Genomic DNA, 21,368 nt, shown 5'->3' on the forward strand with positions numbered 1-21,368 from the left:
AGCGACCGTGTTTTACGACGGTACGGAAACCGACGCGCGCGCCAAGGGCAGCTTGAACGTGAAGGTGGCGCCACCATCCGGATTGTTGGCGGCCCATATTCGTCCACCGTGCTTGCCGACGATGGAGTTGCAGATCGCCAGTCCCATTCCCATGCCTGCACTGCGCGTCGTGAAGAATGCATCGAAAAGACGCGGCAAATGTTCTTCGCTGATTCCGGGCCCGTTGTCGGCCAGCGATAGCAGCACGTGACCTTCGAGGTCCAGTGACGAAGTGATATGGAGCCGGTGCTCGCCTGCAAGCGTGGCCATCGATTGCAGGCTATTCATAATGAGGTTGATCAGGACTTGCTGGAGTTGCACGCGGTCACCGTCGACGACCGTGACTTCGGGTGTCAGGTGAAGCACGACGATGCAACCGTGACGCTTCGCTTCCGCACGAATGAGCGTAAGGACCTCATCGACCAGGTCGTTGATCGAAACGGCGGCCAGATCTAGCGCGGCACCTTTCACCATCCGCCTGACGCGCTGGACGATCTCGCCCGCGCGTTTTCCTTCGGCGGTTATCCGTGCTACGCATCCTTCCACCTCGCTCAGGTCCGGGGGACTCCGGCGCAGCCATCGCGAACAGGCCTCGCCATTCATGACGATGGCGGCAAGCGGCTGACCCACTTCGTGTGCAATAGACGCGCTCAACTCGCCCAGTGCCGCGACACGACTCGCACGCGCCAGATCGTTTTGCGTTTCGTAAAGCTGTGCCTCGATCAGCCTCGCCTGAGTGATGTCCATGACGGCGCCGAAAAAGTGCCGTTTGTCGGCATGTCCTTCAGCGCGACGGGCGACGACATGCAGGTGCCTGACGCGGCCATCCGGCAAAAGGAGACGATGCTCGATATCGAATCGGTCGGACACGCCGTTGACGTCCGACACCATACGGTCGAATGTAGGCATGTCCTCGGGATGCACGCGTTGTCGGGCGTCATCTAGCGTAGGGGTAAGCGTCGCGTCGTATTCGAAGATGCGCAGCGCTTCTTCGGACAGAAACAGCTCGCCAGTATCGATATTCCACCCGAAACTACCCGTGCGGCTGAGCTTCTGTGCTTCGGCCAGATATAGCGCCTGACTTTTCTTCAGGCTGTCTTCCGCCCGCTTGCGCTCGGTGATGTCGCTGTCGGTTTGCAGTGTGGCGAGCGGCTCGCCGCGGCTGTCGCGCTGCAACGTCCACCGACTGGCGACGATGACCTCCGTGCCATCGCGCTTTGTGTGACTCAGTTCGCCTTCCCAGTAGCCATCCTGTTCCAGCTGTTGTTGGATTGCATCGCGGGGAATCGGGAACGTGGTCTTGAGCAGCACGTCAGCCGCTTGACCGAGCGCCTCGGCCCGGCGCCACCCGTACAGTGCTTCAGCCGAATGGTTCCAGTAAGCAATGACTTCGCTGCGATTGCGAACGGAGACGGCGTCGTGAGTGAGGTCGAGGAGCAGAGCCTGTTCGCGCTGAATGTGTTCGGCGTCGCGGATTCGTCTGACAAGCGCTGTCACGGAGAGTGACGCCGCAAGAAATGCGGCCAGTGGGAAAAAGTCCTGGACCTTCTGGACCGCAAAGCTATAGATCGGTGGTGTAAAAAAGAAATTAAGGAGTAGTGCGCCTGCGACCGAGAAAATGGCGGATGAAACAAAGCTGTCGAGCAGCGACAAGAAAACAATCACGACGAGCATGCAGAAGCCAGTGGTCGACAGGCTGAATTGCAAGCTTAGACAGATCCACGTGATGACGCTCAGTGCGATGCAGCCGCCTAGCCAAAGTCGCGCGAGGAAGGCGGGCTCGCTGCTTCTATCCGATGAAATGAACACTGCCACTGATGGGCTCCCCTCGGTCAGGCACGGGTAGCCGCGGCCAAAGATTTGCGCGCGCTCCGACCACCGCTTCGACAGTATTTCAGTTAAGTAATGGGCGCTCCGGAATACCTCAACGAAGCTTCTTTGAATATCGCTTTTTCTTGCGTCATGTACAAGTGAAAATATCTGAAATGGTCTGCTCATTGCGGCCGGGCCACTTCATCGACACGCGGGTGCACCGTGGATGACACGCACCATGTGTTAGTCCGGTCGGGAGTGCGGGGAGTCGAGCGCGTCTCAGTACCGCTCGAATACAGCTTGCAACGCACGCCTGTCTGCGCTGCTGGTGAGCGCCAGTGTCAAAAGCAGGCGGGCTTTCTGCGGAACCTGATCGTCGACCGTGAGCCAGCCGTAATCGTCGTCGGGCTGCGCGCCGTTGCGTAACACGATGCCGGCGCCCGTGCGTGATGCACGTACCACCTGCACGCCACGCCGCGCCGCGTTGCACAGCATGTCGACGAGATGGCGGGCAACGTTGCCGTTACCGGTACCCGCATAGATCAGACCGCGTGCGTTCGCGGCAATCGATTCGACCGCCTGCGCTTCGAGCGCGCCATACGCATAGACGATGTCGACCTTCGGCAAGACGTCGAGCGTCTCGACCGACCACGGTGTGTCGAGCGTATGGGCGCGGGCCGGGCGCCGATAGTAGCGCGGCTCGCCTTCGATCACATAGCCGAGTGCGCCATATGGCGAGTGAAACGCTTCGAGCTTGAAGCTGTTGCTCTTCACGACGTCGCGCGCGCTGTGAATCTCGTTGTTGGCCACGACCAGCGTGCCCATGCTGCGCGATGACGGATGCGCCGCGACCGCCAGCGCATCGTAAAGATTGAGCGCTGCGTCGGAGCTCATCGCCGACGGTGGCCGCATCGCGCCGACCACCACCGCGGGTTTGCTGGACTTGAGTGTCAGGTGCAGGAAGTAGGCGGTTTCCTCGATCGTATCGGTGCCATGCGTGACCACCACGCCGTCCACGTCCTGCCGTGCGAGCAGTTCCGCGACACGTTTGCCGATCACGAGCAGATGGTCGTTATTGAAGTTCTCGGAGCCGGTTTGCAGCAATTGCTCGGCGCGCAGATTCGCCAGCGCGAAGGCGTGGGGAATGGCGTCGAGAATCTCGTCGATGCCGAGCACCGAGCACAGGTAAGCGGACGTGTTCACGGCGGCTTTGCCCTGGCCGGCAATCGTGCCGCCGGTGCCGATCACCACGATGTTGGGCTTTGCTGTCATGCGGTCTTCGCCTGAGTGTGTGAATGGAATGCGGCCGCGCGCTGCGTGCACAGCCCGTCGACGGCACTGTACGGCGACACCGGCTCTGCGCAATTGAACTGATTGGCGGGAAAGTAGAAGAAACGCGACAGATGCGTTGCAGGCGGGATGAAAGCGTCGGGCGCGAGTCTGGCAGGTTCAGGTCGAGGCAATGTTTCGCGACGCGCGCAGCTTGCCGGGCGTGACGCCGTATGCCTCGCGGAATACCCGGATGAAGTGCGCGGAGTCCGCGAATCCGCATTCGTAGGCGATGTCGGTAATCTTGCGCGCGGTGTTGACGAGCATCCAGCGCGCGTAGCGCAGTCGCATGCGCCGATAGAACTCGTTGGGCGACGCATTCATTTCGGCCATGAAGGCCCGCTCGAGATTGCGCACGCTGGTGCCGATCATTTTGGCGATGACCGCGATGTTCAGCGGTGCTTCGAGATTCTCTTCCATCAACAGGACGGCGTGGCGCACCGTTGCATCGTCGACGGATAGATAGCCGAGTGCCGCCCGTCGTTCGACGAACGATGAGCCACCCTGGCGATTGACCGTCATCTGGTGCACGACCTTGGAAGCGCGGTCCGGCCCGCAGTGCAGGCTGATCAGGCGGGCAGCCAGTTCGACGACCGAAATGCCGCCCGCGCAGGTGATGCGGTTGCCGTCGATCAGGTAGTCCGCGTGCGTCAGCACGCGCAAGGCGGGAAACATGCGTCGGTAATCGTCGAAATGGAAGCTGTGCACGCAGGCGACGCGATCTTCCATCAGACCCGCTTGCGCCAGCACGAAACTGCCGGTGCACATGCCGACGAGCGCAATGCCCGCTTCGGCGGCCTGTTTCAGATAATCCCAATAGCGCCGGTCGACGTGATCGAGATGCGGCAGCAGGCCGCCGATCACGATCAGATAGTCGAATTGCGCTACGTCTGGAAATGCGGACTGCACTTGCACGGGAATGCCGCAGCTCGCTTCGACCGATTCGCCCTGCGCGCCGACGATGGTCCATAGACAACGCAGTTGGCGGCTCTGGTCGCCGCGGTCTGCCGCATGACGCAGTGCATCACACAAGCCCGCGAGCGAGAGCATCGGAAAGCGCGGCCATAAAAGGATACCGACGCTCAGCTCCGCTTCGGAACGACTCGGGCGTGCTTGCGGCGTACGCGGCAGTGTGTCGAGTTGTTCGACGAGGTCGTGGGCCGCCCGCGCTTGCGAATCGTCAGGAGAAGGGGCGGCAGTCGGCATGCGCGAACTCGTGGGCTGGTCGAACCGATTATACGGTCACGTGCTAGGCCCGGGCGCTCGCCACGCTTGCCGCAATTCTTCTATTTTCCGGCAGATCGATGCAATGCCGCCGTTTTCTGGCTGCATAAATTGGTCACCGCTACCACAACTACTTATCGGGTGAAGCATGAGCACAAGCACAGCATTGGGTCGCGGCATGGCGGCCGTCGGCATTCTGGGGGCATTCACGGCCGTTGCGATGGGTGTCGCCCATGCCGATGAGATCGTGAAGATCGGCGAAGCTGCGCCCGTGACCGGGCCGGCTTCCTATCTGGGCAAGGACACCGAGAACGGCGCGCGCCTTGCGATCGAGGAGATCAGCCAGGCGGGTCTCGTGATCGGCGGCAAGAAGGTGACGCTGGTGTTCGACGCCCAGGACGATGCGGGCGATCCGCGTCAGGCGACCCAGGTCGCGCAGAAGCTGGTGGACGACAAGGTCGTCGCAGTGGTCGGCCACATGCAATCCGGGTCGACGATTCCCGCGTCGAAGATCTACAACGATGCGGGCATCGTGCAGGTGTCGCCCTCCGCGACGAATCCGGCCTATACGCTGCAGGGTTTCAAAACGGCCTATCGCGTAGTTGCCACCGACGCGCAGCAGGGGCCGACGCTCGCCGACTACGCTGCGAAGACGCTGAAGGTCAGGACGGTGGCGATCGTCGACGATTCGACCGCGTACGGTCAGGGCCTCGCTGTCGAGTTCGAGAAGCAGGCGAAGGCGAACGGCATCACGGTGCTGTCGCACGATGCCAGCACCGACAAGGCCGTCGATTTCCGCGCGATTCTCACGAAGATCAAGGGCGAAAAACCGGACGCAATCATGTACGGCGGCCTCGACGGCACGGGCGGCCCGTTCGCGAAGCAGGCGAAGCAATTAGGCATCACCGCGAAACTGCTGGCCGGCGACGGTCTGTGTGCCGACGATCTCGCGAAGCTAGCCGGCGATGCGGCCGACAACGTGATCTGCTCGATTGCCGGCGCGCCGCTGCTAAAAATGTCCGACGGGCCCGCCTTCGTCGAGCGATACAAGAAGCGCTTCGGTTACGCACCGGTGTTGAACTCGCCGTTCGCGTACGACGCCGTGGGTGTGATCGTCGATGCGATGAAGCGCGCGCAATCCACCGACCCGGCCGGCATCCTGGCCGCCATGCCGGCAACCGATTATCACGGTGTGCTCGGTGAAACGCAGTTCGACTCGAAAGGCGATCTGCGGCATGGCGTAATTTCGCTGTACAGGTACGTGGGCGGCAAGCAGGAACTACTCGGTGTCGTGGCTAAGTGACGGAAGCGGACCTTCGGCGAGCGTAGTACGATGCAGCCCATCGGAACGAGTCTGCGTCCGGGTTGGGCGACACGCCGAGCAGCGCAGACGCGCTCGCCACTTATCCAGGTCCCTGAATTGAAGCGCTTTCCCTATACCCTTTGGTTGACTGGCTTGAGTGCGGCTGGCAAGAGCACGTTGGCATTCGCGCTGGCCGACGTGCTGACCGGACAAGTCGTGTGCTGCGAGGTGCTGGACGGCGATGTCGTGCGCCGTACGCTAAGCCGCGATCTGGGGTTTTCGCGCGAAGATCGTAGCGAGAACATTCGCCGGGTGGCACAACGGTGCCGTGCGTTGAACGACGCGGGTACGGTCGCAATCGCCGCACTGATCTCACCCTTCGCCGCGGATCGTACGATGGCGCGTGACATCGTCGGTGACGAGCGCTTCATCGAGGTGTATCTGTCGACTCCGCTCGTCATTTGCGAGGCGCGCGATCCGAAAGGGCTCTATCTGCGCGCGCATGCCGGGCAAATCGCCAACTTCACCGGTGTCAGCGATCCGTACGAGGCGCCGCTCGATCCAGAGTTATCGTTCGACACGAGTTGCCTGTCGTTGCAAAGCTGTGTCGAGGCGACGTTCGACTGGTGTCGGACGCGGATGGCGAATGACGGCTCCTGACAAGTCGGACTCGGACCCTGCCCGTCATCCCCCACTTCTGCAAAGCGCCATCATCCATTCATAGACCGCATCCACGGCAGCGGAGCGCGCCGGCTGCGCCGAGCGCATCAGCCACAGGGGCGCGAGCGCGAAACCGGGCACTTGTGGCAAGACTTCAACGCGGCCGCTCGTCAGCGCATCGCCGGCAGTCAGCCGCGACACCATGGCGATCCCCGCTTCCTGCTCGGCGGCCGACACGAGAAAGCGAGGATCGCTGACCGTCATCGCGCGGCGCGTTCGCAAGCCGCCTCGCCGCAAATCGGGCAGCCACGGCGCCCAGTCCGGGCGTGCCTCGTGAACCAGCAACGGCGCTTGCGTCAACACTTCGGGAAACGGCGTGGAGTGCAAACGACGCGCGGTCAACGGCCCGCAGATGGCGACTGCGTCTTCATCGAGCAAGCGCTCGCACGTCACTTCGGCCGTGTCGATCTTCTTCGACGAGACGACGAGATCGACATCGACACGGTCGATCTCATTGACCTCTTCCCCGGTCACGAGCCAGATCTCGAGCTTCGGTAACGCTTCCGAAAATGCGCGCATGCGCGGCATCAACCAGCCCGATGCGAACTGCGGCGCGCACACGACGATCACCGAATCCGGATTGCCGTACGGCTCGATGCGATCACGACCATCGGCAAGCGTGGCCAGCGCCGAAGTCACGGTCTGCGCATAGAGCGTACCGGCGGCGGTCAACGCGACACCACGCCCGATCCGACGAAACAGGGGCTGCCCGGTCCATTCCTCGAGTTGCTGGATCTGATGGCTGATCGCCGATTGCGTCAGCGCGAGTTCTTGCGCTGCACGCGTGAAGCTGCCGAGCCGCGCGGCGGCGTCGAAAGCGAGCAGGGCCTGCAACGGGGGAAGTCTGCGCATGTGAGGGTCGCCGGGAGATATTAAAAATATCGATACTTCCAGCAAGATTCTTTGCTTTTCGCCGGAATTTTTACCCGCAATCATACAGCCAGTCGCTACTCACACGTGCTTCCGGGTTCCGGCAGACATGAGCCATTTTTGTGTGACAGCGTTTGCCAAATCCCACTGGATCGGACTGTATGACCTCGAATTTCACGCCTTCCCACCTCACGCCGACCGCTGCCGCAGGCATCGAGGGGCAGCCCTCGGCCCCGACTTACGCGGGCGTGCTGTCGTTCATGCGCCGGCCGTACACCCGCGATCTCAGCGGCGTCGATGTCGCCGTATCGGGCATTCCGCTCGACCTCGCCACGACTTTCCGCCCGGGTACCCGCTTCGGTCCCGCAGGCATGCGTGCCGCCTCGGTCCAACTGGCCGAACTGGGTGCGTTTCCGTGGGGCATCGACCCGTTCGACCATCTGAACGTGGTCGACTACGGCGACTGCTGGTTCGACGCGCACAATCCGCCTGGCATTCGCGACGCCATCGTTGCCCACGCGCGCGGCATTCTGGCCACCGGCACGCGCATGCTGACCTTGGGCGGCGATCACTACATCACCTACCCGTTGCTGATCGCGCACGCGGAAAAGTATGGCAAACCGCTGAGCCTGATCCACTTCGATGCGCATTGCGACACCTGGCCGGACGACAACCCCGATTCGCTGAATCACGGCACGATGTTCTACAAGGCCATCCGCGAGGGACTCATCGACCCGGCTCGCTCGGTGCAGATCGGCATACGGACCTGGAACGACGACTTCATGGGCGTGCGCATTCTGGACGCGCCGTGGGTTCATCGCAACGGCACGCAGGCGACCATCGACGAAGTGCTGACGATCGTGGGCGATGCACCGACCTATCTGACATTCGACATCGATTGCCTCGATCCGGCATTCGCGCCGGGCACGGGCACGCCGGTCGCGGGCGGTCTGAGTTCGGCCCAGGCGCTGGAAATCGTTCGCTCGCTGGGCCCCGTCAATCTGGTCGGCGCCGACGTGGTGGAAGTGTCGCCGCCTTATGACCACAGCGACGTGACCGCGCTCGCCGCGGCACATCTTGCCGCCGACATGCTGTGTCTGATGCGCAATCAGAAGTTGCAGCGCCAGCAGCGCACGTAAGCGAGCTCACGCCTTTATCGAAACCTCTCTGGATAACGATCATGTCACCCATCATGAAGCCGATGCTGGCAGCGCTGCTGCTCTGTGCATTCGGCACAAGCTCGCATGCCGATGAAAAGCTGCTCAACCTCTACAACTGGGCCGACTATATTGCGAAAGACACCGTGCCCAACTTTGAAAAAGAGTCCGGCATTCACGTGCGCTATGACGTCTACGACGGTGACGAAACCTTGCAGGCAAAACTGCTGACCGGGTCGACCGGCTACGACGTGGTGGTGCCCACCTCGAACTTTCTCGCCAAACAGATCGAGGCGGGCATCTATCAGAAACTCGATAAATCGAAACTGCCGAACCTGGTGAACCTGGACCCGAGCCTGCTGAAACTCGTCGCCGATGCGGACCCCGGCAATCAATACGCGGTGCCGTGGGCATGGGGGACCACAGGACTCGGCTATAACGTCACGCGCGTCAAAAAGATTCTCGGCAACGATGCGCCGCTCGACAATTGGGACATCCTCTTCAAGCCTGAATACCTGAGCAAGCTGAAGAGTTGTGGCGTGTCCATGCTCGACGCGCCGTCCGATGTGTTCGCGGTCACGTTGCATTACATCGGCCGCGACCCGAACAGCGAGAATCCAGCCGATTACCAGGCCGCCTATGAAGTGCTGAAAAAAATTCGTCCGTATATCACGCAATTCAACGCGACCAGCTATATCAACGATCTTGCCGGCGATGACATCTGTTTTGCGTTGAGTTGGTCGGGCGATGTGTCGATGGCGAGCCATCGCGCGCACGAAGCCAACAAGAGCTACGAGGTCAAATACTTCATTCCCGCCGGCGGCGCACCGGTGTGGTTCGACATGATGGCGATTCCGAAAGATGCGCCGCATCCGCAAGCCGCATTCGACTGGATCAACTATATCGAGCGCCCGGAAGTGCATGCGGCCATCACCAATGAGGTGTTCTATCCAAATGCCGATATGGCTGCGCGCAAGTTCGTACGCCCGGAGATCCTGAATGATCCCACTGTGTATCCGTCTGCGGCGGTTTTGAAAACGCTGTTCCTGCTCAAACCGCTGCCGTCGACGATCAAGCGGCTGGAAGGCAGGCTGTGGGCGCAGTTGAAGTCGGGGGGATAACGCCTCACCGCGGCGAGATAAGCAGCTTGATGCGCCCGGCTATTTCATCGTCGAGCGGCGTATAGACGATCATGCCGAGGTCCGGGCGGCCATCCACGGAGAATGCCGAATATTCCAGCTCGATCGACCCCAGTTGCGGATGCATCAGTCGCTTCACGCCGCCCGTATCGCCATGACTGAGCACATCGTTATCGCGCCACAGCGTCTCGAACTCCGGGCTGATACGACTCAACTCGTCGACGAGCGCGCCCACCTCGGACGAAAGACCGGCGCGCGCCACATCCGCCCTGAAGGCGCCCACGACAAAACGCGCGACGCTTTCCCAGTCGTGCTGCTTGGCACGCACGGCGGGATCGCGAAACAGGAAATGCAGGATATTGCGCTCGCCGGCGGGCAGCGCGGCATAGTCTGTCAGCACGACAGCCGCGGCACGATTCCAGGCGACGACATCCCAGGTCGCGGTCTTGATGATGGCCGGGCTGGTTTGAAGCGAATCGAGCAGGCGCTGCAAGCGCGGATTGACGGCCTCGACCGACTTGTAACGGACTTCCGGCGGCCGTCCCAGGCCCAGCATGAAGAGATGCTCGCGCTCCGTATCCGTCAGCATCAGCGCGCTGGAGATGCGGTCCAGCACGTCCGGCGACGGCGCGCCGCCGCGTCCCTGTTCGAGCCAGGTGTACCAGGTCGGACTGATGTGGGCACGCTGCGCGACTTCCTCCCTGCGCAAGCCCGGTGTGCGTCTGCGTCCGGAAAATCCGAAGCTCGCGGGGTCGAGACGCGAGCGGCGGTTGCGCAGAAAATCGCCGAGTGACGAAGCCGAATTGACTGACATGAGAACCCTGTTAGTCGTTTTACTATGATGAGATCACTACTTTAACGTGATAAGAAATGGCCGGATAGTGAGCGGGTGACTAACACGGAGAGTTCACCATGCGTATCTTTCTTACGGGCGCGACAGGTTTCATCGGATCGGCCCTCGTTCCCGAACTCATCGCGGCCGGCCATCACGTGATCGGCATGACGCGTTCGGACGCCGGCGCGCAAGCGCTGGCCGACGCGGGCGCCGAGGTGCATCGCGGCACGCTGGAAGACACCGCGAGCCTGCGCGATGGCGCGTCGAAAGCGGATGCTGTCATTCACGCGGCTTTCGATCACGACTTCTCGAACTTCGTCGAGAACTGCGAAAAGGACAAGCGCGCCATCGCCGCACTCGGGTCCGCGCTCACGGGCTCGGATCGTCCGCTTCTCATTACGTCCGGCACGGGGGTGGGCAGTGGCGAGCACGGCGAGCCGGCCAGCGAGGATGTCTTCAACACGCGCCATCCCAATCCGCGTATCGGCTCGGAACTGGCAGGCAATGCGCTGCTCGAGGCCGGGGTCAACGTGTCGGTAATGCGCTTGCCGCAAGTCCACAATCCTTTCAAGCAAGGCCTTATCACGCCGCTGGTCGCCGTCGCTCGGGAGAAAGGCGTGGTGGCCTATGTGGGCGAGGGGCGTAATCGCTGGCCTGCCGGTCATCTTTCCGACGTGGTGCGTCTATATCGACTCGCGATCGAAAAGCGGGCGCCGGGTGCGCGTTATCACGCAGTTGGTGAGGAGGGCATCAGCAGCCGCGAAATCGCCGAGTCGCTCGGACGTGGCCTGAACTTGCCGGTCGTTTCGATCGCAGCGGAAGAAGCGGCGGCGCATTTCGGATGGATGGCGATGTTCGTCGGCCTGGACATGCCGGCCTCCAGCGCGCTGACGCAGGCAAGGCTGGGCTGGAAGCCGACGGGCCCGACGCTGATCGCCGATCTCGACGAAGCGCGTTACGCCTGACGGTAGCAGTACGCCGTGGAGCAGTCTCACGCGAAACGTGGGCGCTCCTGGCGTCGAGCATCGGCCCGCGTATTCGTTAGGGAGTGGCGATCGCCTGCTTCCGCACCTTGCCGAAATGACTGGCTAGAAACACGCCAATCAGGATCGCACCGAGCGCGACTGAAAGACACTCGAGATTGGCGCCTAGCGTCAACGGGTGACGGCTCAAGCCTGCGAGACCCACGATCAGATTGAGCGCGCCCCACAGAAAATTGATAAGCGGCGACGAGTTGCCGACGCCGCGCGGCTTGGCGAACGGAGTGGGAAATGGCGCGCCTTGCAAACCCATCGCGAGGTGCGGGATAGCGTTGCACAGGAAAGCGCCAGCCAGGAACAGCGTGATGTAGTACATGAACTTTTAGCCGGGTCGGTGATGAAACGGGATCGTAGAAACATGCGTCGCATATTTGAGAGGATATCCTCTCAAATATGCTAAGCGACGTCTTTTAACATGTCAACGTATCCGCAAAGAAGATCATTAAAAATGGAAAAATATCCGCATTAAATCGAAAGCAATGCTGCATGATAATATGCGAGGAATTCCTATCAATTGCTCGCATATTTGCCATTCCAAATGGTCTCATCTACCCCTAAACCTGCCCTCGACTCTGCCCGCGCTTGTGAACCGAAAGGAGAAAAAGGGCGCCAGCGGGTCGCCGCGATCATGGAGGCCGGCGTCGACGTGTTCGCGGAAAAAGGTTATGACGCGGCGACCATGACCGAGATCGCGGCCCGTTCGGGGACCGCGATCGGTTCGCTCTACCGATTCTTTCCCTCCAAGGAAGCCCTCGCCGACGCGTTGTTGCTTCGTTACGCACTGCACGTCAAAAACGGGCTCGACGAGATAGCGCAACAGGTGCCCGACATGACACTCGACGGTGTCGCCGACGCGTTGGTCGACTTCATGCTCGTGCTGCACTCGCAGCGTCGCTTTGCCGGTGCACTGGCGGACGCGCGTGGCGGCAGTGCCGACCAGCGCGTGCGCTTTCGCGATGCGATTCGCGGAGGCGTTGCGGACATCTTGCGCCAGGCCGTGCCGGGCCTTAGTCCGGCGAAAGCCAAAGTCATGGCGATTGTTTTGCTACCTATGTTGAAAGGCGTGATCGGTATCGCTAACGAAGAGCCCGCGATGCGGCCGATGCTATTGGCTGAAGTCCGCGAACTGGTGCGCTCGTATTTCGCGTCTGCATCGCCGCGAAAAAAATGAGCAGTCAGCGCGTAGAGGCCGCGCACAAAACATCGCAGCTTCGGTCATGCTTCGCTCACCCGTACGACGATCTTCCCAAACGCACCGCGTCGCAGATGTGCGAACGCTTGCGGCACTTGTGAGTAGGCATAAGTGGCGTCGATCACGGGTTTGATGCCGAGCAGATCGACGGTACGAACGAGGTCCTCGAGTGCGCGACGCGGACCGACGGCGATACCGACAATCGATGCACGGCTTGCCAGCAACGCGAGGATCGGCAAGCTGAGTCGGTCCGAGTCGAGAAGCCCGATGACGGAAATACGGCCGCCCTGAGTCACGGCTTGCAGGGAGCGTTCGACATTGTTGCCGCCGGTCATTTCCAGAATATGGTCGGCGCCGCGCCCGTTCGTCAGTTCCAGTACCGCGTGTTGCCAGTCGGGCGTCGTGTTGCGGTTGATACCGTGACTCGCGCCGAGCGCGATCGCACGCGCGATCTTCTCATCGCTGCCGCTGGTGACGATGACCCGCGCGCCGTGGGCGGCGGCCAACTGGACCGCAAACAGCGATACGCCTCCCGTGCCTTGCACGACGACGCTCTGGCCGGCATGCAGGTTGCCGAGTTCGACCAGCGCCATCCAGGCGGTCAAGGCCGCGACCGGCAGCGTGCTGGCTTCGATGGCGTTCAATGTACGTGGCGCGCGCACGCACCATTCGGCGGGCGTCACGACATACTGCGCAAGCATGCCGGGGATCGGGCCGCCTTGGGTCGGCGCTTGCGTCCACGATAGCGGTACGCCGTCGATCCATTCCGGAATGTAGGCGGACAGCACCCGGTCCCCGGGCGTGAATCGCGTGACGCCTTCGCCCACGGCGACGACGCGGCCGGCCATGTCGGACGCCGGCGTGAACGGGAAGGTGAGCGCATTGCCCATGCCGTTATCGGCCACTTCGGCATCGCGGTAGTTGAGCGATACCGCCTCGACTTCGACCAGGATTTCGCCGGCTTTCGGCGTCGGGCGAGGCACTGCGCGCAGCGCGAGTTGATCGAGTCCCAGCGACGGTATTTCCCAGCGATTGATGGTGCTGTCCACGGCGAACCTCTGCATTTGATGAAAGAAGCCTCCATGCTAGGAAGTTCATCATTCGGGAGTAAGTGGGGTAGAGTTCCTCTCTGTACGGAGACATTTCTCCGTAATCAGGAGCGCCCATGGAGAGCAGCGCCATCAACGTATTCGTGCAGGTGGCCGAGACGCGCAGTTTCGTCGCGGCAGGCCGGTTGCTGGGGATATCCGCGTCGGCCGTGGGTAAGCGGGTGAGTGCGCTCGAGGAACAACTCGGCGTACGCCTGTTCCACCGCAGCACGCGTAGCGTTGCGTTGACGGCGGAAGGCGCGCTGTTTCTGGAGCGCGGGCGTCGCATTCTGGGGGAGATCGAGGCGGCGCAAGTGGAGTTGTCGCAACGTAATCTGCGCCCGCGCGGCCGCCTGAGGGTTAGCCTGCCGCTGGTCACCGAGCCTTTTCTGTCCGTGATGGGGCAATTCAAACAGGCTTTTCCCGACGTCGATCTCGACCTCGAATTCACGGACCGCCGGGTGGATGTAATCGACGAAGGCTTCGACGTCGTGATCCGCAGCGGGGACGCGCCGGACTCGCGGCTAACGGCACGCCGGCTGGGAGCGTTCAGCATGTTGCTAGTGGCCTCGCCGGATTATCTTGCGCGCTGCGGGACGCCGCAGAAAGTCAACGATCTCACCAGGCATGCGTGCATTCAGTTTCGTTTTCCCAATACCGGCAAATTGCAGGTTTGGCCGCTCGACGAGAACGAAGTCGGTACCGACTTCCAATTGTCGACGGCGATTGTCTGCAACAATCTCGCGGCGCGAATTTCCTTTGCTTTGCAGGGTCTGGGCATTGCCTATCTGCCTGATTTCGCAATCAGGCAGCATCTGGATGCAGGGCAATTAGTGCATGTTCTCCCCAGTTGCTCGGAGGCGGGCACGACGTTTCACCTCATGTGGCCTTCCGGCAAGCATTTCGCGCCGAGATTACGCGTCTTCATCGACTTCCTTTGCGAGCGATTAGCGAGCATGTCGCCATAGGCACCGGATTGCGGCGCTTGCACTCGCGCGGCACGGTGATTGCTCGCTTCATGAGCAAGCAGATGTCACGCGTCTGCGTTGGTATTCCAGTCCATGCAAGGAGGAACGGATCATGAACAAGGCAACCAGCACGTTAATCGCGGCCGTCGCCGCACTTGCTCTGTCGGGCGGCGCTTATGCACAGTCGGGCGGAGGCGCAGGCGGTGGCTCGGGCGGAGGCGGGTCGTCGAGCCTGGGCACTACGTCCAGCCCGGCTACGAATCAGATGAACAGCACGACGAGCGGCTACGGCACGCCTGGCGCCACTAACTCGGACAGCGGCATGGGCGCCGGTTCGGCGAACGCGCGTCAGCAGAAGGGGACGAACGACGACTCGACCACCGGTACGAGCGCGCCGAAGAGCAACAATTCGCTAGCGACACCTTCGGTCAAATCGCCGGTTCAATAACGGCAATCGAGGGTGACAATCAGGTGTGAATGAGCTCGCGTAAAGGGCGAACGCGCGCCCTGCACGAGTAGGCCGCTGTCTTCGAAGATAGCGGCCTTTTTTTTAGAAACTCTTCCACACAGCGGCACGCGGCCTGGTTCAGCGTCAGGCGAGCGCGGGGTGCATGAGCAGCAAGGCCGCGGCCGGCGCCGACGAAGCGGGGTTTTGTCCCGTGATCAGCAGGCCGTCGCTGACGACGTACGGGGCCCAGTCGTCGGTCTTCGAATAAATGCCGCCTTTGGCTTTGAGTTCGTCTTCCACGAGGAAGGGCACGATGTCGGTCAGTCCAACCGCCGCTTCTTCGGAGTTGGTGAAGCCCGTGACCTTCTTGCCTTGTACCAGCGGCGCGCCATCCGGCGTGCGGACATGGCGCAGCGCGCCAGGCGCGTGGCAGACCAGCGCGACGGGCTTGCCGGCGGCGATAAACGATTCGATCAGGGCGATCGAGTGGCTGTCCTCGGCGAGGTCCCACAGCGGACCATGACCGCCGGGGTAGAAGACCGTATCGAAGTCCGCTTGCGAGACGCTGTCGAGTCGCACCGTGGCGGCGAGCTGCGCCGTAGCCTGCGTGTCGAGTTCGAAGCGGCGCGTCATGTCGGTTTGATTGGCCGGCTCGTTGCTCTTCGGATCGAGCGGCGGCTGGCCACCCTTAGGCGAAGCCAGCACGATTTGCGCGCCCGCGTCCTTGAACGCGTAGTAGGGCGCAGCCAGTTCTTCGAGCCAGAAACCCGTCTTGCGGCCCGTGTTGCCCAGTTGGTCATGCGAGGTCAGAACCATCAGTACTTTCATGTTGCTTCTCCGTCGGGTGGGTGAATCGATGAGCGTGTTGCTCGTTAATAGTAGACCAGTCGTCTAGTAAATGAGCCTAAAAAAAGCACTTCCGAAGAAGTGCGCTTGCCGCCCGGATTGTCAGGGCGCAAGGTGGAGCATCTGCTGGGTCGTGGCCATCGCCATGGCGAAGGGCTGCACGTTGCGAACGATCTTGACCATGATGCTGGCGCCAAGCCACAACTGGTAAAGGCTTTGCGCGACGCTTGCGGGATCGCCCCCGACCGACAGCGAACCTTCGGCCGCCCCGGTTTCGATAGCGCGCGCCAACCGGCTGACGATACCCGCCGTGCCGCGATTCAGCGTGGCGCGCATCGCTTCCGACATGTCGGCCACCTCGGCGCCCAGCTTGACCGCCAGACATTTGCCCTGGCAATCGTAAAACGACTGGGTTTCCTGCCAGATGCGCCAGTAGTTAGTCAGGCGCTGCGCCATGTTCAATCCCGGCTCGGCAAGCGTCTGGTCGAGGTCGCTCAGATATTCCTCGAAGTAACTGTCGAGCAATGCCACGCCGAACGCATCTTTGGAGCCGAAGTAGTGATAGAACGAACCCTTCGGCACTCCGGCTTCCGACAAAATCTCATTCAGCCCAACGGCCGAAAAACCTTTGGCGCCGATCAACCGTTGACCAACGGCGATGATGTTCTCGCGGACGTCGATGGTTTCGGATGTATTTGCGGTAGGCATGAACGGACTTTAGCGCATAGTAGACCAGTCGTCTACTAAATTTTTCCAGGCGGTTGAATCACGCCCGATGCGGGCTAGCGCCCTCAGGAATTAGCCTGCCCGGCGTTGCGGCAGAAAAACCGGCGGCGCGGCGCGGGCGCGATCTCGGGAACATTTCGCCACCAGCGCTCGCCGCGATGCGGCGCAGCGAGATCCAGCCGTTCGCCCATGCGCGGCGTCGCGAGGACGATACCGCGCGCGACGGCCAGCGCGATCACGCGCTCGAACGGCTCGTGCCATCGATGCATCGCCAGGTCGAACGTGCCGTTGTGAATCGGTACCAGCCAGCGGCCGCGCAGATCGGCGTGGGCCTGCACGGTGTCTTCGGGCTGCATGTGGACGTACGGCCATTGCTTGTCGTAGGCGCCTGTCTCGACGAGCGTCACGTCGAAGGGACCGAGGCGTTCGCCGATTGTCTTGAAGCCGTCGAAATAGCCGGTGTCGCCGCTGAAAAAGACTCGCAGATCGTCGTCCACGATGACCCACGATGCCCACAAGGTGCTGTTGCCGTCGAACAGACTACGCCCCGAGAAATGCTGTGCGGGTGTCGCCGTGAACGTGAGGCCATCGATCTCCGTACCCTGCCACCAGTCGAACTGGCGCACCTTGCTCGCGTCGACGCCCCATTCGATCAGACGGTCGCCTACACCCAGCGGCGTCAGAAAGACCTTGGTTGTCGCGGCGAGCGCGAGCACCGTATCGCGGTCGAGATGGTCGTAGTGATCGTGCGACAGAATCACGCCGGCCAGCGGCGGCAAATCGGCGAGCGCGATGGGCGGCGCGTGAAAACGCTTCGGGCCGAACCGCTTGAACGGCGACGCGCGTTCGGCGAATACCGGATCGGTCAGCCAGAATCGACCGCGCAGCTTGAGCAGCATGGTCGAATGTCCGAGCCGGTAGAGGCTGCGGTCGGGGGCAGCATCGAGTTGCTCGCGGGTCAACGGGTCGACGGGAAGCGCAGCCGCCGGGACCGTGCCCGCCGGCTTGTTGAACAGGACGTTCCACACGATGCTCAATGTCTTGCCGAACCCTTCCACGGGACGCGGCTTGACGTTACGAAAGCGCTCGCCATCGTGCTGGGCCGACGAACCGGACGACTCGCGTCCGCGCTTCGCGGCAGTGAAACCCAACCGGCGGCTGATGGAATCGATGAGCGATGTCATATGAGACGTCCCGAGGCGAAAAGTAGACTAGTCAGTGTAGTTTATTTTCGAGAAAAGTAAACCGCTCAGTGTAAAATTTCGGGATGGACCCGAATGTCACCCATCAACGTCTGACCGATCGCAAACGTCTGGCCGTCATCACTGCGGCCATCGAAGAATTTCTTGCGGCCGGCTTCGATGCGACCAGCATGGACCGCATCGCCGCCCGCGCGAGCGTCTCCAAGCGCACCGTCTACAACCATTTCCCCAGCAAGGAAGCCCTGTTCGCCGAGATCCTGCGACAGTTGTGGGATGCCAGTCACACGGCGGACTCGCCGGTTTATCGCGCCGACCAGCCTCTGCGTCCGCAGTTGCTGGAGTTGTTGTCGCGCAAGCTGAAGCTGATGAACGACGACGCATTCCTGGCACTCGCGCGAGTCGCCATCGCGGCGGGCATTCACTCGCCGGAGCGCGCCCGGGACATGGTGGCGCGCCTGAGCGAACGTGAGGAAGACCTGACCATATGGGTGCGCGCGGCGGCCGCCGATCGACGACTTCAAACATCGGACCCGATGTTCGCGGCGCAGGAGTTGCAAGGTCTCGTGAAGGCATTCGCTTTCTGGCCGCAGGTGACAATGGGTCAGCCGCCGCTCACTCCGGACGAACAGGCGAAGGTCGCGGATTCAGCGGCCGATATGTTTCTGGCGCGTTATGCGGGTTCATCGACTTAAGCCACGACGACGGTGAACTCGATTCCGGATTCAAAGCCGAGCGTCGTGGTCGAGAAGCGCGGGTTGTCGTCGAGGTATTGCTTGTAGGGCAGAACGGCGTCTTCGGCCGTGTACATGTTGTCGGCGAGAATGATGGAACCCGGCTGAAGCAGACGCTCGGTTTGCTTGAACAACGACAGATACGCGCTGGCCCAGACGTCGATGAACACCATGTCGAACGTCCCGGTCAGTTCGGCGACGGTCTGGAAGACGTCGCCTTCCCTGAGGTCGACGTAAGCGTCTACGCCCGCGGTTCTGACATGAGTGCGAAGACTCGCGCACTTGTCCGGGTCGAGTTCTGTCGCGACTACGGTGCCGCGACCCAGCGTGCTGAGCGCGTCGGCGAAATACAGCGTGGATACGCCGCAGGAGCTGCCCAGTTCGAGAATCCGGGCCGGCTTGTGTGCCAGCACCATGTTGCGCAAAAAGCTTCCCGTTTCCGCACTCACCGCTAACGACAACGTCGTGCCCTGCGAGGATTCGAAGTCTTCGCTCGATAAACCGAGCGAATCGAGAAACCGTCCGCGCAAGCGTGGGGCGAGCGTGTCGTATTCGTCTGCGAGCGTCAGAAACTCCTCGCTCGATCCACGGAATTGCGCCCTTGCGCGGGTCATCACTTCTGTCTGGCTCTGTTCGTGAAGCCGGCGCAAAAGCATCGTACCTGTCGATGTCATAGAGTCTCCCGGGAATCGCTCAATTGCCGCCGTGCCGGTTCGAACGTGAGGGCCACGCCGCCTGAAAGCGCTCTCGTTCTTCGGGTGTCATGGCATCCCATTTGCGCCAATGCCGCCGCCCGCGCCAGCCGCCATGTCCGCGGAATCCGCCGAACAGGATGCGGCTCAACACCAGCAAGCCCAGTGCGTGCGCGAAATCGATCGTGCGGGCGCTGACGAATAGCGCCGGTACAACCCAGTTCCATAGCGTCATGACCGCAAAACCCAATACGCCGACGCCAACCACGACGAGTAGCGCTTTACCTGCACATCTGATTCGAAAATTCATCCGTCGACTCCTTTAAATATCCAGTTCGTCATAAATTGCCTGCAGCCGGGCGCGCAGATGCAAAACCGAGTAGCGTTTGCGCGCGAGCAGGGTATTGAGCGTGACGCCGCTTTCTGCGGCCATGTCTTTGAAAGAACGCCCTTCCAGTTCATGCGCGATAAAGACGTCGCGCTGGTTGGGCGGCAACTCATCGAGCGCGTCCTGCAAGGTCTTGAGCAATACGGTGCGCGCGTAAAGTGCTTCGGGACCTGCGTCGCTCGCCGGCAGAGCGAGGTCGAGGCGATATTCGTCGCTGTCGTCCTCGTTTGCTGACAGGTCCGTCAACGGCTCCTCTTTCTTCTTGCGAAAACGGTCGATGATGCGGTTGCGCGCGGCACGGTACAGCCACGCGCTCGCCTGTTCGATCGGAGCGGGAAGGCGATAGGCCTGCACGAATTCGTGGAAGACATCCTGAAGGATGTCTTCGGCATCGTTCGGATCGCGTATGCGACGCCGAATGAAATTGATGAGCCTCGTACGCTCACGCACCACGGTCGCGGTGATGTCGCTGTCTCGTTCGGTCATCGTGTCCGAGGTGGGTGGCGGTTCCATGCAGCTGAAGACGTTTCAGGCGCAAGAATATTGTGGGCGGCTTTAAAAAAATCTGCGGTTGGCAGTGATGGCCCGTCATGTCGATGAAAGCGGTTCCTGCACTATGCGTTGCGTGAAAATCGATGCCCCAGTTCGCGCAGCCACGTCAGAAAGATATTGATGGCGGGGTCCTCGATGCGTGAATTGTGGACGTAGCTGCAGTAGCGCCAGGCCGGCAATGCTGGGCCGTCGAATGGAAACACGAGACGGCCCTCTTCGACATCGAGCGCGACGAGTGCGGTCGGGCCCATCGCGATCCCCAGGCCGTCGATGGCGGCCTGAAGCGTCAGATAAAAGTGGTCCAGTTGCTGGGCGTTGTGCGCAACCAGCTCGGGATTGCCGCACGCCGCAAACCATTCGGCCCAGAGCCCCGGATAGGTCGCCGTATGAAGCAGGGTGTGATGCGCGAGGTCCGAGACCTGGTGTATCGGTCGGGCGTTCAGCACCTTGGGCGAGCACACCGGCAGCCGGACTTCCGATAAAAACTCGTTGACCACGTATCCCACCGATTTCTGCGCACTACCGCGAATCGCTACATCGCATTCGTCGCGGAGTCGCTCGATCGGTTCATCCGAAGTCGCCAGGCGAATTTCGATTGCCGGGTTGATCCGCTGGAAGTTGGAGAGATGCGGCAGCAGCCATCGCAACGCAAAGGTGGTCGGTGCATTGACCCGGATGATCTGCTGGCGCGTGACTCGCAGTTGTTCATCGGTGGCCAGTGCGATGCGGTCGAGTGCCGCCGATATCTCGGACAGGTACGCGCGCCCCGGCGCGCTCAGTACGACCCTGCGCCCGCGGCGTTCGAACAGATCGTGTCCAAGCCAGGCTTCCAGTTGCCCGACTTGCCGGCTGACGGCGCCGTGGGTGACGCAAAGCTCGTCGGCTGCCGCGGAAAAGCTCTCGAACCTCGCGGCGGCTTCGAATACGCGTAGCGCGTTCAACGGGGGTAGGCGACGTGACATAAACGGGGCTCTATGTGAGTTTTCCTGACAGATACGATGAGTTTATATCGTTTATCGCGATCGCATCGAACCACTATAGTGCGTCGGATGGCGGTATTTCTGCTT

The 21,368-nt window shown here is 61.5% G+C and carries 23 protein-coding genes; 9 read left to right on the forward strand and 14 right to left on the reverse strand.

Going from position 1 to position 21,368, the window contains the following annotated elements; all coding sequences use genetic code 11:
- Window positions 1-12: 12 nt before the first annotated feature.
- The 3 genes from FQ705_RS10055 to FQ705_RS10065 form a co-directional block, all read right to left on the reverse strand.
- Window positions 13-1,854 carry an ATP-binding protein gene (locus tag FQ705_RS10055; RefSeq protein ID WP_260854432.1) on the reverse strand — a complete coding sequence of 614 codons (1,842 nt, stop codon included), beginning with the start codon at window positions 1,852-1,854 and terminating at the stop codon, window positions 13-15.
- Window positions 1,855-2,130: 276 nt separating this feature from the next.
- Complete coding sequence (locus tag FQ705_RS10060) at window positions 2,131-3,123, reverse strand: asparaginase (protein WP_144140343.1); 993 nt, start codon at window positions 3,121-3,123, stop codon at window positions 2,131-2,133.
- Between the two features lie 177 nt (window positions 3,124-3,300).
- Window positions 3,301-4,386, reverse strand: coding sequence for a GlxA family transcriptional regulator (locus FQ705_RS10065; protein WP_144140345.1), 1,086 nt, complete (start codon window positions 4,384-4,386; stop codon window positions 3,301-3,303).
- Window positions 4,387-4,582: 196 nt separating this feature from the next.
- Between FQ705_RS10065 and FQ705_RS10070 the strand changes: the two genes are divergently transcribed.
- Window positions 4,583-5,707, forward strand: a complete 1,125-nt coding sequence (locus tag FQ705_RS10070; protein WP_144142298.1) for a branched-chain amino acid ABC transporter substrate-binding protein — start codon at window positions 4,583-4,585, stop codon at window positions 5,705-5,707.
- A 117-nt stretch (window positions 5,708-5,824) separates the two neighbouring features.
- Window positions 5,825-6,367: an adenylyl-sulfate kinase gene (cysC, locus tag FQ705_RS10075; RefSeq protein ID WP_144140347.1), complete on the forward strand. Its 543-nt coding sequence runs from the start codon at window positions 5,825-5,827 to the stop codon at window positions 6,365-6,367.
- 24 nt (window positions 6,368-6,391) lie between these two features.
- On the opposite strand, the gene FQ705_RS10080 is transcribed toward cysC, so the two are convergent.
- The gene (locus tag FQ705_RS10080) at window positions 6,392-7,363 is read right to left on the reverse strand and encodes a LysR substrate-binding domain-containing protein (RefSeq protein ID WP_144140349.1); all 972 of its coding nucleotides are present in this window, start codon (window positions 7,361-7,363) and stop codon (window positions 6,392-6,394) included.
- Window positions 7,364-7,458: 95 nt separating this feature from the next.
- On the opposite strand from FQ705_RS10080, the gene speB reads away from it, so the two are divergent.
- Both speB and FQ705_RS10090 read left to right on the forward strand, forming a co-directional pair.
- Complete coding sequence (gene speB / locus FQ705_RS10085; RefSeq protein ID WP_144140351.1) at window positions 7,459-8,436, forward strand: agmatinase; 978 nt, start codon at window positions 7,459-7,461, stop codon at window positions 8,434-8,436.
- 53 nt (window positions 8,437-8,489) lie between these two features.
- On the forward strand, window positions 8,490-9,575 hold the full coding sequence (locus FQ705_RS10090) for a polyamine ABC transporter substrate-binding protein (protein WP_144142300.1): 1,086 nt from the start codon (window positions 8,490-8,492) through the stop codon (window positions 9,573-9,575).
- A 4-nt stretch (window positions 9,576-9,579) separates the two neighbouring features.
- On the opposite strand, the gene FQ705_RS10095 is transcribed toward FQ705_RS10090, so the two are convergent.
- Window positions 9,580-10,407 (reverse strand): helix-turn-helix transcriptional regulator, encoded by an 828-nt coding sequence (locus FQ705_RS10095; RefSeq protein WP_144140353.1) that lies wholly within the window; start codon window positions 10,405-10,407, stop codon window positions 9,580-9,582.
- 98 nt (window positions 10,408-10,505) lie between these two features.
- Here FQ705_RS10095 and FQ705_RS10100 point away from each other — a divergent pair, with 98 nt between their 5' ends.
- Window positions 10,506-11,393 carry an SDR family oxidoreductase gene (locus FQ705_RS10100; RefSeq protein ID WP_144140355.1) on the forward strand — a complete coding sequence of 296 codons (888 nt, stop codon included), beginning with the start codon at window positions 10,506-10,508 and terminating at the stop codon, window positions 11,391-11,393.
- A gap of 76 nt (window positions 11,394-11,469) precedes the next feature.
- Here FQ705_RS10100 and FQ705_RS10105 read toward each other — a convergent pair whose 3' ends face one another.
- Complete coding sequence (locus FQ705_RS10105) at window positions 11,470-11,784, reverse strand: hypothetical protein (RefSeq protein ID WP_144140357.1); 315 nt, start codon at window positions 11,782-11,784, stop codon at window positions 11,470-11,472.
- A 198-nt stretch (window positions 11,785-11,982) separates the two neighbouring features.
- On the opposite strand from FQ705_RS10105, the gene FQ705_RS10110 reads away from it, so the two are divergent.
- On the forward strand, window positions 11,983-12,639 hold the full coding sequence (locus FQ705_RS10110; RefSeq protein WP_260854433.1) for a TetR/AcrR family transcriptional regulator: 657 nt from the start codon (window positions 11,983-11,985) through the stop codon (window positions 12,637-12,639).
- Window positions 12,640-12,683: 44 nt separating this feature from the next.
- On the opposite strand, the gene FQ705_RS10115 is transcribed toward FQ705_RS10110, so the two are convergent.
- The gene (locus FQ705_RS10115; RefSeq protein WP_260854434.1) at window positions 12,684-13,724 is read right to left on the reverse strand and encodes a zinc-dependent alcohol dehydrogenase family protein; all 1,041 of its coding nucleotides are present in this window, start codon (window positions 13,722-13,724) and stop codon (window positions 12,684-12,686) included.
- A 101-nt stretch (window positions 13,725-13,825) separates the two neighbouring features.
- On the opposite strand from FQ705_RS10115, the gene FQ705_RS10120 reads away from it, so the two are divergent.
- Together FQ705_RS10120 and FQ705_RS10125 are read left to right on the forward strand one after the other, a co-directional pair.
- The gene (locus FQ705_RS10120) at window positions 13,826-14,716 is read left to right on the forward strand and encodes a LysR family transcriptional regulator (protein WP_144140359.1); all 891 of its coding nucleotides are present in this window, start codon (window positions 13,826-13,828) and stop codon (window positions 14,714-14,716) included.
- A gap of 112 nt (window positions 14,717-14,828) precedes the next feature.
- Window positions 14,829-15,164 carry a hypothetical protein gene (locus FQ705_RS10125; protein WP_144140361.1) on the forward strand — a complete coding sequence of 112 codons (336 nt, stop codon included), beginning with the start codon at window positions 14,829-14,831 and terminating at the stop codon, window positions 15,162-15,164.
- Between the two features lie 144 nt (window positions 15,165-15,308).
- Here FQ705_RS10125 and FQ705_RS10130 read toward each other — a convergent pair whose 3' ends face one another.
- The 3 genes from FQ705_RS10130 to FQ705_RS10140 all read right to left on the reverse strand — a co-directional run bounded on the left by FQ705_RS10130 (window position 15,309) and on the right by FQ705_RS10140 (window position 17,920).
- Window positions 15,309-15,992: a type 1 glutamine amidotransferase domain-containing protein gene (locus FQ705_RS10130; RefSeq protein ID WP_144140363.1), complete on the reverse strand. Its 684-nt coding sequence runs from the start codon at window positions 15,990-15,992 to the stop codon at window positions 15,309-15,311.
- 120 nt (window positions 15,993-16,112) lie between these two features.
- Window positions 16,113-16,718: a TetR/AcrR family transcriptional regulator gene (locus FQ705_RS10135; RefSeq protein ID WP_144140365.1), complete on the reverse strand. Its 606-nt coding sequence runs from the start codon at window positions 16,716-16,718 to the stop codon at window positions 16,113-16,115.
- 83 nt (window positions 16,719-16,801) lie between these two features.
- Window positions 16,802-17,920, reverse strand: coding sequence for an MBL fold metallo-hydrolase (locus FQ705_RS10140; protein WP_144140367.1), 1,119 nt, complete (start codon window positions 17,918-17,920; stop codon window positions 16,802-16,804).
- An 83-nt stretch (window positions 17,921-18,003) separates the two neighbouring features.
- Between FQ705_RS10140 and FQ705_RS10145 the strand changes: the two genes are divergently transcribed.
- Window positions 18,004-18,630: a TetR/AcrR family transcriptional regulator gene (locus FQ705_RS10145; RefSeq protein WP_144140369.1), complete on the forward strand. Its 627-nt coding sequence runs from the start codon at window positions 18,004-18,006 to the stop codon at window positions 18,628-18,630.
- Here FQ705_RS10145 and FQ705_RS10150 read toward each other — a convergent pair.
- From FQ705_RS10150 to gcvA, 4 genes are all read right to left on the reverse strand, one after another.
- Complete coding sequence (locus tag FQ705_RS10150) at window positions 18,627-19,343, reverse strand: O-methyltransferase (protein WP_144140371.1); 717 nt, start codon at window positions 19,341-19,343, stop codon at window positions 18,627-18,629. The genes FQ705_RS10145 and FQ705_RS10150 overlap by 4 nt on opposite strands.
- Before the next feature lie 19 nt (window positions 19,344-19,362).
- Window positions 19,363-19,671 carry a hypothetical protein gene (locus FQ705_RS10155; protein WP_144140373.1) on the reverse strand — a complete coding sequence of 103 codons (309 nt, stop codon included), beginning with the start codon at window positions 19,669-19,671 and terminating at the stop codon, window positions 19,363-19,365.
- Window positions 19,672-19,683: 12 nt separating this feature from the next.
- Window positions 19,684-20,262: an RNA polymerase sigma factor gene (locus FQ705_RS10160; protein WP_186307821.1), complete on the reverse strand. Its 579-nt coding sequence runs from the start codon at window positions 20,260-20,262 to the stop codon at window positions 19,684-19,686.
- 101 nt (window positions 20,263-20,363) lie between these two features.
- Complete coding sequence (gene gcvA / locus FQ705_RS10165) at window positions 20,364-21,263, reverse strand: transcriptional regulator GcvA (protein ID WP_144140377.1); 900 nt, start codon at window positions 21,261-21,263, stop codon at window positions 20,364-20,366.
- Between the last annotated feature and the right edge of the window lie 105 nt (window positions 21,264-21,368).

Origin of the sequence: Paraburkholderia sp. BCC1884, from assembly GCF_900996225.1 — a bacterium.
Taxonomy (GTDB): Bacteria; Pseudomonadota; Gammaproteobacteria; order Burkholderiales; family Burkholderiaceae; genus Paraburkholderia.

Coding starts and splice junctions, on each gene's coding strand:
- FQ705_RS10060 (WP_144140343.1), bottom strand. CDS start 3,123: ATGACAGCAAAGCCCAACATCGTGGTGATCGGCACCGGCGGCACGATT.
- FQ705_RS10065 (WP_144140345.1), bottom strand. CDS start 4,386: ATGCCGACTGCCGCCCCTTCTCCTGACGATTCGCAAGCGCGGGCGGCC.
- FQ705_RS10070 (WP_144142298.1), top strand. CDS start 4,583: ATGGCGGCCGTCGGCATTCTGGGGGCATTCACGGCCGTTGCGATGGGT.
- FQ705_RS10080 (WP_144140349.1), bottom strand. CDS start 7,363: ATGATTGCGGGTAAAAATTCCGGCGAAAAGCAAAGAATCTTGCTGGAA.
- speB (WP_144140351.1), top strand. CDS start 7,459: ATGACCTCGAATTTCACGCCTTCCCACCTCACGCCGACCGCTGCCGCA.
- FQ705_RS10090 (WP_144142300.1), top strand. CDS start 8,490: ATGAAGCCGATGCTGGCAGCGCTGCTGCTCTGTGCATTCGGCACAAGC.
- FQ705_RS10095 (WP_144140353.1), bottom strand. CDS start 10,407: ATGTCAGTCAATTCGGCTTCGTCACTCGGCGATTTTCTGCGCAACCGC.
- FQ705_RS10100 (WP_144140355.1), top strand. CDS start 10,506: ATGCGTATCTTTCTTACGGGCGCGACAGGTTTCATCGGATCGGCCCTC.
- FQ705_RS10105 (WP_144140357.1), bottom strand. CDS start 11,784: ATGTACTACATCACGCTGTTCCTGGCTGGCGCTTTCCTGTGCAACGCT.
- FQ705_RS10115 (WP_260854434.1), bottom strand. CDS start 13,724: ATGCAGAGGTTCGCCGTGGACAGCACCATCAATCGCTGGGAAATACCG.
- FQ705_RS10120 (WP_144140359.1), top strand. CDS start 13,826: ATGGAGAGCAGCGCCATCAACGTATTCGTGCAGGTGGCCGAGACGCGC.
- FQ705_RS10125 (WP_144140361.1), top strand. CDS start 14,829: ATGAACAAGGCAACCAGCACGTTAATCGCGGCCGTCGCCGCACTTGCT.
- FQ705_RS10130 (WP_144140363.1), bottom strand. CDS start 15,992: ATGAAAGTACTGATGGTTCTGACCTCGCATGACCAACTGGGCAACACG.
- FQ705_RS10135 (WP_144140365.1), bottom strand. CDS start 16,718: ATGCCTACCGCAAATACATCCGAAACCATCGACGTCCGCGAGAACATC.
- FQ705_RS10140 (WP_144140367.1), bottom strand. CDS start 17,920: ATGACATCGCTCATCGATTCCATCAGCCGCCGGTTGGGTTTCACTGCC.
- FQ705_RS10145 (WP_144140369.1), top strand. CDS start 18,004: ATGGACCCGAATGTCACCCATCAACGTCTGACCGATCGCAAACGTCTG.
- FQ705_RS10150 (WP_144140371.1), bottom strand. CDS start 19,343: ATGACATCGACAGGTACGATGCTTTTGCGCCGGCTTCACGAACAGAGC.
- FQ705_RS10155 (WP_144140373.1), bottom strand. CDS start 19,671: ATGAATTTTCGAATCAGATGTGCAGGTAAAGCGCTACTCGTCGTGGTT.
- FQ705_RS10160 (WP_186307821.1), bottom strand. CDS start 20,262: ATGGAACCGCCACCCACCTCGGACACGATGACCGAACGAGACAGCGAC.
- gcvA (WP_144140377.1), bottom strand. CDS start 21,263: ATGTCACGTCGCCTACCCCCGTTGAACGCGCTACGCGTATTCGAAGCC.